The sequence below is a fragment of the uncultured Nostoc sp. genome, from assembly GCF_964245575.1.
Taxonomy (GTDB): domain Bacteria; phylum Cyanobacteriota; class Cyanobacteriia; order Cyanobacteriales; family Nostocaceae; genus Nostoc.
On the sequence record NZ_CAXTNP010000205.1, the window covers coordinates 1 to 14385 of the forward strand.

At 42.1% G+C, this 14385-nt stretch carries 12 protein-coding genes and 1 pseudogene; 7 read left to right on the forward strand and 6 right to left on the reverse strand.

The window, feature by feature from the left end:
• The 5 genes from ACFFAP_RS26575 to ACFFAP_RS26595 form a co-directional block, all read left to right on the forward strand.
• On the forward strand, positions 1-377 hold a 377-nt coding region (locus tag ACFFAP_RS26575; RefSeq protein ID WP_375514039.1), incomplete at its 5' end, for a M10 family metallopeptidase C-terminal domain-containing protein.
• Positions 378-1756: 1379 nt separating this feature from the next.
• Complete coding sequence (locus ACFFAP_RS26580; RefSeq protein ID WP_375514040.1) at positions 1757-2455, forward strand: calcium-binding protein; 699 nt, start codon at positions 1757-1759, stop codon at positions 2453-2455.
• A 317-nt stretch (positions 2456-2772) separates the two neighbouring features.
• Complete coding sequence (gene ilvD, locus ACFFAP_RS26585) at positions 2773-4458, forward strand: dihydroxy-acid dehydratase (RefSeq protein WP_375514041.1); 1686 nt, start codon at positions 2773-2775, stop codon at positions 4456-4458.
• Positions 4459-4671: 213 nt separating this feature from the next.
• Entirely contained in the window at positions 4672-5049 is a 378-nt protein-coding gene (locus ACFFAP_RS26590; protein WP_375514042.1) for a hypothetical protein, read from the forward strand.
• Between the two features lie 34 nt (positions 5050-5083).
• Complete coding sequence (locus ACFFAP_RS26595) at positions 5084-7681, forward strand: ABC transporter substrate-binding protein (RefSeq protein ID WP_375514043.1); 2598 nt, start codon at positions 5084-5086, stop codon at positions 7679-7681.
• 77 nt (positions 7682-7758) lie between these two features.
• On the opposite strand, the pseudogene ACFFAP_RS26600 reads toward ACFFAP_RS26595, so the two are convergent.
• Positions 7759-7896, reverse strand: a pseudogene (locus ACFFAP_RS26600) (type II toxin-antitoxin system HicA family toxin); the annotation flags it as partial.
• Between the two features lie 80 nt (positions 7897-7976).
• Complete coding sequence (locus tag ACFFAP_RS26605; protein ID WP_375514044.1) at positions 7977-8186, reverse strand: type II toxin-antitoxin system HicB family antitoxin; 210 nt, start codon at positions 8184-8186, stop codon at positions 7977-7979.
• Between the two features lie 124 nt (positions 8187-8310).
• Between ACFFAP_RS26605 and ACFFAP_RS26610 the strand changes: the two genes are divergently transcribed.
• Entirely contained in the window at positions 8311-8469 is a 159-nt protein-coding gene (locus tag ACFFAP_RS26610; RefSeq protein ID WP_375514045.1) for a hypothetical protein, read from the forward strand.
• Positions 8470-8740: 271 nt separating this feature from the next.
• On the opposite strand, the gene ACFFAP_RS26615 is transcribed toward ACFFAP_RS26610, so the two are convergent.
• The 4 genes from ACFFAP_RS26615 to ACFFAP_RS26630 form a co-directional block, all read right to left on the reverse strand.
• The gene (locus tag ACFFAP_RS26615) at positions 8741-9220 is read right to left on the reverse strand and encodes a plasmid segregation centromere-binding protein ParR (protein WP_375514046.1); all 480 of its coding nucleotides are present in this window, start codon (positions 9218-9220) and stop codon (positions 8741-8743) included.
• A gap of 5 nt (positions 9221-9225) precedes the next feature.
• Positions 9226-10377 (reverse strand): ParM/StbA family protein, encoded by a 1152-nt coding sequence (locus ACFFAP_RS26620; protein WP_375514047.1) that lies wholly within the window; start codon positions 10375-10377, stop codon positions 9226-9228.
• A gap of 238 nt (positions 10378-10615) precedes the next feature.
• A complete protein-coding gene (locus ACFFAP_RS26625) occupies positions 10616-11239 on the reverse strand; it encodes a DedA family protein (protein ID WP_375514048.1) in 624 nt (207 codons plus the stop codon).
• Between the two features lie 597 nt (positions 11240-11836).
• Positions 11837-12919: a Gfo/Idh/MocA family oxidoreductase gene (locus ACFFAP_RS26630; protein ID WP_375514049.1), complete on the reverse strand. Its 1083-nt coding sequence runs from the start codon at positions 12917-12919 to the stop codon at positions 11837-11839.
• A gap of 703 nt (positions 12920-13622) precedes the next feature.
• Between ACFFAP_RS26630 and queC the strand changes: the two genes are divergently transcribed.
• Positions 13623-14297, forward strand: a complete 675-nt coding sequence (gene queC / locus ACFFAP_RS26635) for a 7-cyano-7-deazaguanine synthase QueC (protein WP_375514050.1) — start codon at positions 13623-13625, stop codon at positions 14295-14297.
• Positions 14298-14385 lie beyond the last annotated feature (88 nt).

A 14385-nucleotide genomic window follows, 5' to 3' on the forward strand; every position in this document is an offset into this window, starting at 1 on the left:
TCGGTGGTGCTGGCAACGATCGCTTCGTTGGCGGTAGTGGGACTGATATTCTCACTGGAGGATCGGGTAACGATCGTTTCCAGTACAACTCAGTTTCAGATAGTCCTGCTGGTTTTTCACGGGATGTTATCACTGACTTTTTTGGAAACGGTAACTTGCCAGGTGACCTAATCGATCTATCTAACATCGACGCCAACTCCACTATAGGGGGCAACCAAACCTTCACTTTCATTGGATCTGGCGCATTCACCGCAGCCGGTCAGGTTCGTTATTCAGGAGGTATTCTTCAAGCTAACACTGATGGAAATCTATCGGCTAACTTGGAGATTCGACTGGCAGGAACACCACAATTAGTAGCAAGCGACATTGTGCTTTAATTTAATAGACCTGCCTTGAAAATAAAGCACGAGGTAGAATTCTAATAATTTAACAGTCGTAGGGAGAGGTAAGCTTAACTTGCCTCTTCCTTTTATAGTGATTATTATTACACAAATTTATTTCTGTATTTAGGCGAATTGACAAAATGCACTCGTCTTTAACCTGTCAAGGATGGTATTGCTGTAATCAAGCACAGTTATACCAATTCGCTTTTTCGCCCATTCGCCATTGAGAAATTTAGATGCACCAAGGCAATCTCTGCTTACATCTGTTGCCTTATTTTAGAGAATTGGTATTAAATACCAAGAAAGTAGGACTTACGCACTGTACAAATGCATCGTGATATGCATTAGCAAAAGTAGGTTGTTTCAGGCTTTTCTTAATTATCCTGCGCTCATAAATAGATCATGCTGTAGGGGCACAGCATTGCTGTGCCCTTACGAAAGATGTGGTTGTTAAATTTATCCATATTTGGTATTTATTGTTAATGCGTAAGTTCTAGAAAGGGTATTTAACCAAAAAAGTAGTTCATATTAGCTTCATATTTAAGATTAAGATTGTTAATCTCCTTAATTAGTAACAGAAGCAAATCTAAAAAATAGAGAATTACCAATGCTTCCTAAGGCTTGATCGCGCCGCGTATGCATGAGAAAATCAGGTAATACAATCGCAACACTGGCGATGATGCCAGAGAATGAAAAAAGATGTCAGAGAATTTGATCAGCCAAATTGTAACGTAATAGTGTAGCGATCGCACAGATAAACAAAGATTTTAACTTATTGGCAATTACTCAGTTATATATAACTATATAAACCACCAAATAAATCTCAATAGGCAAAACAAACTCTATCTAAACAAAGGGTTCAGATTTTGCTCTGGCGAAAATAATAAAATAAGGTTAATTAATTTTTATTATAGATATAAAAAAGTAGCTTTGAGAGTAATATCATAGTATTGTAATTTTGAAGAAAATCAAAATGTTCTAAAACCTATGCAATTTCGTAGCAGGAAATCTGCTTTTTTCCTAGCAGCCTACTATAATTAGTGAAAACATCAGGTACAAGAATATAACATCACTCTAAGCGCAATTTGGATGCCAACATCATCAATAGATCCAGTGCTTTTAAAATCTTCAGGCTTAACAGCAAACACCTGTTGCAATTAGGTATGGTTCAGTTATCTCTTCCCACTGATTATTTCTTTGCGTTTTTTTCTCGGCGTTGCTGAATGAAAGTGTGAAATTCAAAAATTAAATACTTGAAACTGTTTCCTTGCGCCTTTGGGGAAACCAAATTCATACTCTTAATCAGCAACACCGTTTTCTGATGGGCAAGTGAGGTGGTTATTTTACCCTCTAAATTCAGGAGAAACTCACTAATGGCAATTATCAACGGTACCATTTTCAATGACAACAATACCATCAACGGTTCCCCGCTAATTTTGCGCCCTGCCGTTGATGGGGGTGCTAGTAGCGATATCCTCAACGGCAATACCGGCGATGATATCCTAAATGGGGGTGCTGGCAGCGATATCCTCAACGGCAATGCCGGTGACGATAGCCTAAATGGGGGTGCTGGTAGCGATATCCTCAATGGCAATGTCGGCAACGATATCTTAAATGGGGATGCTGGCGGCGATAGTCTCAATGGAGGTGTCGGTAGTGATACCTTAAATGGAGGTGCTGGTAGCGATACCTTAAATGGAGGTGCTGGCAACGATATCCTCACTGGCGGTGCTGGGACTGATTCTCTCACTGGCGGTGCTGGTAACGATATTTTCGATTTCAACTCAGTTTCAGATAGTCCTACTGGTTTGTCACGTGATGTTATCACTGACTTCGTTGGAAACGGTATCTTTACAGGTGATCAAATCAATCTATCTACCATTGACGCTAACTCCACTGTAGGGGGCAACCAAGCCTTCACTTTTATTGGGACTCGCGCATTCTCGGCAGCCGGTCAGGTTCGTTATTCAGGAGGCATTCTTCAAGCTAGCACTGATCGGGATCTGTCGGCTGAGTTTGAGATTGCGCTGACAGGAACACCATCACTAGTGGCAAACGACATTATTCTTTAATATATAGCAAGGGACTCGGAACTGGGGACTGGGTGAAAAGTCTTTTTGTGTCTAAGTTTTATCATCTGTTGATGTCCTAATCACCAAGGCTGTTGCTACACCTCTAGCAAAAGTCCCTAACACCCCACTTTTAAGAGCAAGCACTTAAAAGTGGGATTCTTATTTTTGATTTATGTTAAGAGGTCTAATCTGTAGTAGCGAACTCTATGTGCCAAAGACTTTTAAAACATCTTCTAAGGTTCGATCGCGCCACGTATACATGAGAAAATCAGGTAATACAATCGCAATACAAGCGATGAGGCACGGAAGGAAAAAAAATGTCAGAGAATTTGAGAAGCCAAATTGTGACGCAAGGGGTGCAGCGATCGCCTAATCGAGCTATGCTGCGTGCAGTTGGTTTTAAAGATGAAGATTTCAATAAAGCCATAGTAGGTATTGCCAACGGCTACAGTACGATCACTCCCTGTAATATGGGGATAAATCAACTGGCGCAAAGGGCAGAGGTTGGTATAAAATCTGCCGGGGCGATGCCGCAGGTGTTTGGCACAATTACCATCAGCGATGGGATTTCGATGGGAACTGAAGGAATGAAATATTCCCTAGTGTCGCGGGAAGTTATTGCCGATTCCATTGAAACCGCCTGTACTGGACAAAGTATGGATGGTGTGCTAACGATTGGCGGTTGTGATAAAAATATGCCAGGGGCAATGCTGGCGATCGCCCGGATGAATATCCCTGCTATCTTTGTTTACGGTGGCACAATTAAACCCGGTCACTACAACGGACGCGATTTAACTGTTGTCAGTTCTTTTGAAGCTGTTGGTCAATACAGTGCTGGAAAAATTGACGAAAAAGAATTATTAGAAGTTGAGGGTCGGGCTTGTCCTGGCGCTGGTTCCTGTGGGGGGATGTTCACGGCTAACACCATGTCTTCAGCATTTGAAGCACTGGGGATGAGTTTGCCCTATTCTTCGACAATGGCGGCGGAAGATGCCGAAAAAGCCGACAGTACGGAAAAATCAGCATTTGTGTTAGTCGAAGCTATTCGCAAACAGATATTGCCCCGCCAAATTATCACCCGCAAATCTATAGAGAATGCCATTTCTGTGATTATGGCGGTGGGTGGTTCGACCAATGCAGTGTTGCATTTCTTAGCGATCGCCCGCGCTGCTGATGTAGAGTTAACGCTGGATGACTTTGAAACCATCCGCGCCCGTGTTCCCGTTTTGTGTGATTTAAAACCAAGCGGTAAATATGTAGCTACAGATTTGCACAAAGCTGGTGGGATTCCCCAAGTAATGAAGATGCTACTTGTGCATGATTTATTACATGGTGATAGCCTCACCATCACTGGTCAAACGATCGCAGAGATATTGGCAGATATCCCAGAAGAACCATCCGCCAATCAAGATGTAATTCGGACTTGGAATAACCCGATGTATCCTCAAGGACACTTAGCTATCCTCAGAGGTAATTTGGCAACGGAAGGGGCTGTCGCCAAAATTACCGGCGTGAAAAAACCAGTAATTACCGGCCCCGCACGAGTGTTTGAATCGGAAGAAGCTTCTTTAGATGCAATTTTGGCCGGTAAGATTCAAGCTGGTGATATTCTAGTCATCCGCTACGAAGGGCCTAAGGGTGGGCCTGGGATGCGAGAAATGTTGGCTCCCACCTCAGCAATTATCGGTGCTGGTTTGGGTGATGCGGTGGGATTAATTACCGACGGGCGCTTTTCTGGGGGTACTTACGGCATGGTGGTTGGTCATGTTGCTCCAGAAGCAGCCGTTGGTGGTGCGATCGCTCTTGTAGAAGAAGGCGATAGTATTACTATTGATGCACCCGCTCGTTTATTGCAATTGAATATATCCGAAGAAGAATTGGCCCACCGTCGTACCAACTGGCAGCCTCCCGCTCCCCGTTACACTAAAGGTGTGTTGGCGAAATATGCCAAATTGGTATCTTCTAGCAGTATTGGTGCTGTGACAGATTTGGACTTGTTTTAATTAATCTGACGTAATAGACATCTCCCAAAAAGAATGTAGAGACGTAGCAGTGCTACGTCTTTTTGATTTCTAGTAATTTTTACTTAAATTTTATGAGTTTTTGCAAAAATATTGATGAAGTTTCAGGAAATTTACATAGCAGTTATGATGTCAATAGAGAAATCACGGAAATATAGTTGACTGTCAACTGCTTAAAACTGAAAAGGGTACAAAATGAGTTCTGAATCTAACGTCAAGTTAACGATCGCTCTTTCTAATCCAGACTTAGATGCAGATGAGCAAGAACGCGAAACAGGGAATCTGCTGCGAGAAATCAAAGACTTAGATGTAGAAAGTGCTGAACTTGTAGCAGTTACAGAAACTCCTCTAGGATCAAAGGCGTTTGGAGGTTTTCTGCTGGGAGTGTTGCAGACAGAGGTAAGCCTTGCCAATTTTAAGAAATTGTTGGGATTTTTGGGCGATCGCTTGGGTAACAAAAGCATTGAATTGGAAGTCGAGGCTAATGGTAAGAAACTCAAGGTGAAAGCCAGCAGTCGTGAAGAATTAGCCGCCGCCATTGAACAAGCACAAAAGTTTGTCGCAGGTAACTAGCCGATAAATTTCACAAATAAAGGAGAATAGCGACATGGCGAAGCTAGCGCTGCTAATTGGTGTAAGCGAGTATGGAGCAGATATTACCTCATTGCTTGCAGCGACAAAAGATGTGGAGGCAATGCAGCGAGTTTTACTAAACCCAGAAATGGGAGGATTTGCCGAGACGGATGTTACAGCGCTAAAAAATCCCGATAGGCAGGAAGTGGAAGATGCGATATACAGCCTTTTTGCCAATCGCCAAAGAGAAGACCTGTTGCTGTTTTACTTTTCTGGTCATGGAATAAAAGATGAAAGCTGCAAGCTTTACTTGTCAAACTGTAATACTCGTAAAGAGAATGGGAGGCTAGTTAAGCACTCAGCGCTAGCAGCTAGTGTTCTGAACGAAAATATGAATGAAAGCAAATCTGAGAGACAGGTGGTGATTTTGGATTGCTGCTTTAGTGGGGCAATTGCTCGGGATATGATTCCAAGAGATGGCAGCACGGTGAATTTGCAGGAAGAGCTAGGCGGAAAAGGACGAGCAATTCTGACTTCTTCCACATCCACTCAGTATGCATTTGAACAGGAAGGTTTAGAACTTTCAATTTACACACGCTATCTAGTCGAAGGGATTGAAAAAGGAGCAGCCGATAAAGACGGAGATGGACGGATTTCTGTTGATGAACTGCATGAATATGCCAGTATTAAAGTCAAGCAAGAAGCCCCAGCAATGACACCGAAAATCTACCCAGTGGAAGAAGGTTATAAAATTTACATAGCTAAAGCACCAAAAGGAGATCCAAAGCTTATTTATCGCAAACTAGTTCAAGAATTGGCAAAAGAAGGCAGTGGCGAAATTCATGAACTTGATCGTATTACATTAGAAGTAAAACAAGAGAGTCTGCAACTAACGCTTGAGGACACTAAATCAATTGAAGCAGAGGTTTTAAAACCTTACCAAGAGTATAAAAGGAAATTGCAGAAGTATGAGGATGCGTTCTACAAGGCGAGAGAATCAGATTCTAATCTTAGTGATAAAACTCGTACTAAGTTGAAACGTCTTCAGGAACTTTTAGTACTTAGGGATGAAGATATAAAACCAATCGAAGATCGAATTCGTAACAGAGAAGATTCAACAACTCTCGGCGACAAAGATAAAGATATAGCAAAAAGAGAAGATATCGTAATTCGCAAACAGTCAAATGCCCGGACTCAGATAAATACTCGATCTACCCGAAATAACAATTTTCTACAATACATAGTAGCCAGCGTTATCGGAGTAATTGGAGTAGGTATTGGCGTTGGCAGTACTGTATTCTACTTTTTTAGAACCGAAGATAAATCTCAACCTGTAGTTCACCCTATAGTAAATTCCTGTGCTAAAGAGACCTATAGTTTTAATGACAGAATTAGCTTGGGTGAAGAAATTTTATTAAGACAAGATATAAAGGCAGATAAAGAAGCTGGAGTTAAAGCATTTTTAGAAGGTAATTGTCAGCTTGCTGCTGATAAGTTAAATTCATATCGCACAATTAACCGCACAGACCCAGAAGCATTAATTTACTTGAATAATGTTAAAGCTCGTCAGCAAAAAGAGCAACTTAAAATTGCCGTCAGTGTACCCATTGGTACAAATCCAAATGTAGCAAAAGAGATCCTACGCGGTGTGGCTCAAGCTCAAGATGAGGTGAATAACAGTGGCGGTATCAATGGCAAAGCTTTACAGGTAGTGATCGCTAATGATGATAATGATCCAAGTGAATCTGTACAGCTTGCCACTCGGTTTGGCAAAGATGCCAACATCTTAGCTGTCGTGGGACATAATTCTAGTAATGCTTCTCTCTCAGCAGCCCCAGTCTATCAAAAAGACGGGTTAGTGATGATCTCTCCCACCAGTTTTGCCCAAAACCTTACCAGTGTTGGCAATTATATCTTCCGCACTGCTCCTAGTGTTAAATCCATAGCAGATAGCGTCTCTAATTACGCCATTAAAATAGCGGGTAAAACCAATTTTCTTATCTGTGTTGATTACCAAGGGATAGATAATCAGTCGTTTAACAATGAGTTTGTTGAAGCGATAAAAACTGCTGGCGGTCAGATTAATTCTACAGAGTGCGATATTTCTGCCCGTGACTTTAACCCTAGTGTTGTCATTTCTCAAGCTGTACGTAGCAATGCTAATGCATTGGTGTTAGGTCTTTATATAGACAAAATAAAACAAGGTCTAGCGGTGGCAGAATCTAATCAAGGGCAGTTGACTGTATTTGGTAGTCCTACACTTTTGACTGACGAAACCTTAAAGAATGGCAGAGGTATCAACGGACTGATAATCTCTGCACCTTGGTATCCCGCAGCTTTTCCTAATAACATCTTTCCGCAAAAAGCCCAAAAACTTTGGGGTGCAACTGTCAATTGGCGAACAGCTACGGCTTATGATGCAACTTTAGCGATCATCGCAGGTTTACAACGAACCAACAAACGCGATGAATTGCAAAAGGTGTTGCACAGTCCAGGTTTTTTAGTCGATGGTGCAACGGGAAAGATTCAGTTTTTAGCATCAGGCGATCGCAAAGACAATTCCATATTCTTAGTCAAAGTTCAACAAAAACCTGGCACTGATAAATCCGAATTTGTGCCAATTAAACCTTAATTTTAAATCTTTACTTAATAGCGATCGCACTTACTCATTCTTATATTTGCAAATAGCGATCGCACCTAGTTTTTCATTTATAACAACTCGATCAACTCATCAACACTTAACCCAACCTGTCTAATAATTGCGCGTAAAGTTCCTTTGTCTAATTCTTGATGATTTGGAACTACCACTTCAGCAAATGGCTCATCTCGACGTAAAATAATGTGGCTTCCACGTTGTCGTCAAATATAAAAACCAGCCTTTCCCAAAGCTTTAATGCATCCTTGACAAGAAATTATTGGCAACTTGCTCATACATCGACCAAAACTGTTTCCAAGTTATCTTCTGGAATAGGACGACCTTCTTCTTTTAAGACTTCAATATATAATTCAATAGCTTCCTTGATATTGCCAATAGCTTCTCTTTTCGTTTTTCCTTGGCTGATACAAGCAGGTAAACTAGAACATTCAGCCACCCAATAACCATCTTCTCCTGGATAGATAATAACTTGTCTTTTCATCTATTACTCCTACAAATCAAAACTGTAGTCCAAACAAATCAAAAAAGCCAAAATTCACAACAACATATCTAGATATCTGGATTTTCGCCCAATTCTCTCAATTTAGCCGCTAAACGAGCCACCTGTGCAGCCGCCGCTTCTTCTCGTACAGCAGCAGTTTCGGCTTCTGCAACTGCGACTTGTGCTTGTACAGCAGCAGGCTCCTCTGGTTAAAAAACAAATTGCCAATCGCCTTTCTCAGAAAGCCTTAGATTTCTATCATAATCTGCCGAGAGCTTGCTGAAGTAAGGCGTACAGATTACAAATGGTTATAAATTATTCTTCATGCAATCTCGAAAATGAGGCATAGCTTGACAAATCCCAATTGATAACAAGAATACCAGAACAGATCAACTCGGATTGCCGTAATGATTCGCTATTATGAGCGATCGCTTCATCTACACAAATTTGAATAATCCCAATATTTTTCTATATAAACATTAACAATCCTTAACAGATAATACTATTAAGGATTGTTAAGAGGAGGAAAAACTGCTCACAAACGCGATTGTTTCTTAAAAATCATCGAGAAACTGACTAAGGCGACTGATTACGGGGTCAACCTCTTGAGGAGGGGTAGGAACAGTATAAGAAGTATTATTTACTACTTCTAATTGAGTTGGAGACTGAATGAACGATCGCTCATTGACTATGAGCGCCAGTTGTGCAACTTGTTGAGAAAGTTGCAGTAGATGGTGTTCCATCGCCTCCAAACGATTAGATCCCTTGGCAAAAAAACGTTCCTCAAGTCCAGCCACTTGACGTTGCAGTTCACCGATTTGCTGTTCAACCGGTGTTGTTGCTGCTGTTTGTGGAGCAGGTTGTACAGGTTCCGGTACACATAAAGATTGCCATAAGGCTTCTTTACAGAGGTCGCTGAAAGTCTTGTCTGGTTGTTTGTCCAAATAACTTTCTACTTGCGCTAACAAGCTTTCATCAGCAAGCTCTGGGTTGAACGTGACGGATTTAACTACCTTTTTTGACCATTGGAACATCAGCTTTATGCCCTAGCAGCGCGATTGGAGGATAATTGTGCCTCTCCATAAATATACTGCCCCAAAGCATTCGCCTGTCGTGAAGGTGCTGCTAAATGAGCATTAATCTTTGCCTCTTTAAGCAGACGTTGAACGTCGTCCCAGAAGAACTCACCACCCCCGCCAGTCAGAATCACATCGGTGACACGTTCTGGCAACCAGGCTAGCACACGGCTACAGATTTCGCGCGAAAACATCTCCGTAAGGTTGGGAAGAAAATCATCTAAGTTGGTGGGCTTGCTAGCGCCTTTAGGACGGTAAAAACGTTCATTCTTGGGTTTGTTCACTGCGGAAATCAGAGCTAGAGATTGACTATCTGCTCCCTCGATTTCGGCGGACACCAATTCATAAAACTTGTTCATACCGAAGTCTTCGCTCTTAGAAGCACCTCTGGCAAAACGGAAGTTATCTACCATCAAAAGATCGACGGTTTGATGTCCTATATCAACGATCGCCACCGATATTTTTGTAAAATCGGGACTGCCAGGATTTTTCTTCGGTTGAGCTTCAGACCACAGCAGGCTGCCGTAGCCTTCTGGCATTACCCATACCTTACTGACGTTCAGCGATATCGATTCGCCTCGGAAGTTCAACACATGAGGCCCGCCTACTTGGCTAATCAACTGGGCTTTTTCCTTTTCAAATTGTTCTAAGGAAAGAAAAGGCAGACCTAGTACGACTGAGATATCATCTCTGAGTTTGAAGTAGCCAGCACTTGCTAACACTTTTACCAGTGCAGCCTCTACCTTAGATTGGCCAACTCCTAGATTTGCCCCAAAATCGGCTGCTAGTTGACCAACAGCATATCCATTTCCTTGATACTCCAGCCACAAATCCATTAAGGGGTCAGTAGCCCTAGCTTCAAAAACACCACCGCGTACTTGTTCAATTGACATCTGCTTGACGTTGGCAGGTACGAATACCACATTACCGGGTTCACGACTCACACAAGTTTTTGTGGAAGTTCTGCCTAAATCAACACTGAGAATGGTTTTCCCTGGAACACCGCCTGCCTTGGGAGGAATATTATTATTAACAGCATTGATCGGAACTGCCGCTCTATTCATGGGTATAGCAGCAGCATTGATGGGGTTAGCGGCGGAAGGTTGGTCTGTCATGAAAGCTCCTAGTTCAAACTTAACTGTAAAAAGTTGTCATGCTCATCTTACAAAATGGGAGCAACCATAAATTCTAGGTTGCGTCAAGTGTAGCTAAGAAATATGCCAAAAATTATTCGGGCGATACCTCCGATAAGCTCTGTCAACGCACATCTAGTATTATTTGGCATAGTGTAGGCGAATTTTGGCCAGATGTAACCCCTGCTTTGACTGCTTTCAAACCAAAAGCGTCCGTGTTTCATCTTCTAGTACGTCTTAACTGGCGCTTGAATATCCAGAAAACAAATGCTAGAACCAAACCGCCAAGTACGATTTTGGATACAGGAGCAAGGTACTTGTCCACAAGTTCATACTGATTACCCAATATGTATCCTGAGTATGTTAACAAACCCACCCAAGCCGCGCTACCAAATGTTGTGTAAAACAAAAATGGTAGCAAAGGCATATTACTAATACCTGCGGGAACAGAAATCAAGGTGCGGATTCCTGGTACAAGGCGACCAATTAATACTGCTGTTCTACCTTGTCGCTCAAACCACTCTTTGGCCTTGGTGATATCTTTACTGGATATAGCCAGCCATTTGCCATACTTGTCAGCCCAAGCTTTCAAACGAGTTTCGCCCAAAAACTTACCTGGATAGTACCAAATAAGTGCGCCCAATACAGAACCCAAAAGTCCTGCGAAAAACACACCAATGATATTCAGCTTTGCCCCCCCTGGTTGATATGGACTTGCTGTAAATCCAGCCAGTGGCATGATCAATTCTGAAGGAATCGGGGGAAAAAGGTTCTCTAGGAACATTAGTAGAGCGATTCCCCAATAACCAAAATAGTTGATAGTATTAGTTATCCATTCAAGCATTGAGTCAATTCCTGAAATTGCTGTACTATTCTTGTGACTAAGATTCCGCTTTAGCTTTTTTAAAAGGTAATTATCTGCGCTTGCTAAAGTCAAGGTAATTCGGCTGCACTAAAAGTTTGCATTGCAATGAATAAATAGAGTAAAACAAGTATAAGCTAGTGGTTCATGTCATTAATTTTTAAAAGTAAAAAGTTCGTAGTAAGGACTTTAGTCAGGGATTTTTAAGCAGGCTTTGTGCTTACTACAAACTCATCAAAATTAATGGGACAGGCCACTAGGAGGCTGTTTCATTAATTGCGAGGTTTCTAAAAATTTGTAAGTAGCTCAAGCCCTTGAAATTGAGCGATAAATCGCTCACTACGAACCTGACAAAATTAATGAAATCAACCACCAGATTTTATTTTCTAATTTTTTAGATCCCCCTTAGTCGGTTTTTTAAAAGGACTAGGGAGGATCTAAAGATTTGATGGCAAATTGAAAAACATACTCTAGGGTTTTCTTTTGAGGTTGTGAGGTTGCGCCTGTAGGAGAGCAGGGAGAAAATTTTACCTTGTCCCCCTCATCCCCCTCATCCGCCTCATCCCCTCATCCCTTCTTCTAGACTGTTGGGGTCAATGATTGTACTCTTGGTTCCGATTGCCAGTCTAATGGATTCAAAACTCGATCTTCCAGCGCCATCTGCTCAATCAAACTTGCCAGCCTCAAAGCTTTGAGAGCTTGTTCACCACCTACTGAGGGTTGATTTCCACCGTGTACACAGTTGACAAAATGCTCTAATTCTGCACTCAAGGGTTGAATATTGGTGGTGTAGACTTTTTCAATCACACCATCTTGCCTGTAAAGTACTTGTCGGTGGTCGGTGAGAGAATTGGCAGTCGTTTGTCGGTGAATCAAAATTTCATTCTTGAGAAAATCTGCCTCAGTGAATGAATTTTTGCAATGGGCGACAATCCGGCGAATTTTTCGGTGGGTAACTTTACTGGCGGTCAGAGTAGCAACAATACCATTGGCAAACCCCAAAGTGGCAGTTACGTAATCTAAATAACCAGAGTCTAGGGCGCGAGTACCGCTAGCAGTCAATTTGGTGACTGGGGAAGCAGCTAATTCCAAAAGTAGGTCGATGTCATGGATCATTAAATCCAGCACAACCGAAACATCGTTTGCCCGATCTGAGTAAGGACTCATTCTATGGGCTTCTAGCGCCAGCAATTCCTCAGTTTTAAGCACTTGGCTTAGTTCTTTAAAAGCTGGATTGAAACGCTCAATATGACCCACTTGCAGGATACACCCAGACTCAGCTGCGGCATTTACTAGGGACTCTGCCTCAGAAATACTGGCTGCAATCGGTTTTTCAATCAAAACATGAATTCCCGCTAACAGACAGTTGATGCCCACGGCATAGTGCAGACGGGTGGGAACAGCTACACAAACTGCTTCTACAAGATGTAGCAGGTCACAGTAATCTTCAAAAAAACGCACCTTGTAGTTGCTGGCAGTTTCTAGCCCTCGCTCAACATTAATATCTGCCACTCCGACTAGTTCAACATCTTTCATTGAACTCAGCACGCGAGCGTGATGTTGTCCCATGTTACCCACTCCAATCACGCCTATGCGGATCGGTCGTGGCTGGTTGCGCTGTGTATATAGATTCGGTTCTGCCACTGACATGCTATCTTGCACTATTATTCTCTCCTCAACCACCAAATTTAGAGACGCTACGGCCGTTGGCGTTTATACTCGAAAGCCAGTTACGATCCGTCTAAAACCATCCAGATGGTAACATAGAGCCTATGTTTATGAAGAATTTCAAAGTTTGTGATCGGTTCCCGTAATCCAAATATCTTTTGTATAGATAGTTCGGGTTTGTTTTGGATTTTGCACTTTATACAATAAATATGTGTCTTTTTATTAACTTTAAAACATTCAGTAAGGCTTAAGTGTAAATTCTTCAAATTTCTCAGCTTCGCTTTCCTATGCTCCTACTTAACTTAATTGTTGCATTTAGGCAATTAATTACCGGGATCAATATCTAATTGATACTACTAAAATTACAAAGTCATCAAAAAGTAACACTTGTGCTTTTTTCCCAAAAAATGCTACTGGAAATTATCGCCACTGATTAATAGAAAAGATTTTTGTATGATTATTTGCAGCACCGTTGTAGACAAATAATCCTGCAAAGAAGCAAGCTACCCGTAGGGTCTGGTAGAGAAGACATCACACGGCTTTTTGAGAGTAACTAGTGTAGATTGTTTCTTTAGAATATCTAAGGTACGGCGTTATTTGTCATGACTCACAGGGTTCAGGAGTCGCTTTGGCATTGCTCCCTGAAATCTTGTTGAGGTGTAATTTAGCGATTTAAAATCCCAAATTTGCAACCGAGATGAAAGCTGTAATTCTGTTATCTGGAGGATTAGATTCTTCCACAATTCTATATAAAGCTAAGGCTGATGGCTGTGAATGTCATGCTATTTCCTTTGATTACCAGCAGCGACACCGACGAGAGTTACAGTCAGCCCTCACCGTCGCTCAAAAAGCTGCGATCGCAAAACATCAGGTGGTTAATTTTGATTTACGACAATGGGGCGGTTCAGCACTTACCGATGACGCGATTGATTTACCCCAGGAGCGATCACTGGATGAAATGTCTCAAAATATTCCTGTCACCTATGTTCCGGCTCGTAATACCATCTTTTTAAGCTTTGCTCTTGGTTTTGCCGAAGCGATCGCAGCTGAACGTGTTTATATCGGCATTAATGCTTTAGATTACTCAGGATATCCTGACTGTCGCCCCGACTATATTCAGGCGATGCAGGAAGTTTTTCGCCTGGGAACCAAACAAGGGCGTGAGGGACAACCAATAAATATTGTTGCACCCCTAATCAATCTGAAAAAAACTGAAATCATCCAACTGGGGAACCAATTGGGAGTTCCTTGGGAGCTAACTTGGTCTTGCTATGCCGGTGAAGATGTCGCCTGCGGTGTATGTGATTCTTGTCGCTTGCGGCTAGCAGCTTTTGCCGAATTAGGACTCGTTGATCCACTGGTGTATGCTTAGTGGGGGAATTGGGCATGGAGAAGAAGCAGAGGGGCGGGGTGCTGCTCTTGCTGAGGGGAAAGAGGTAATTTTTTATTCTCCCCCAGCC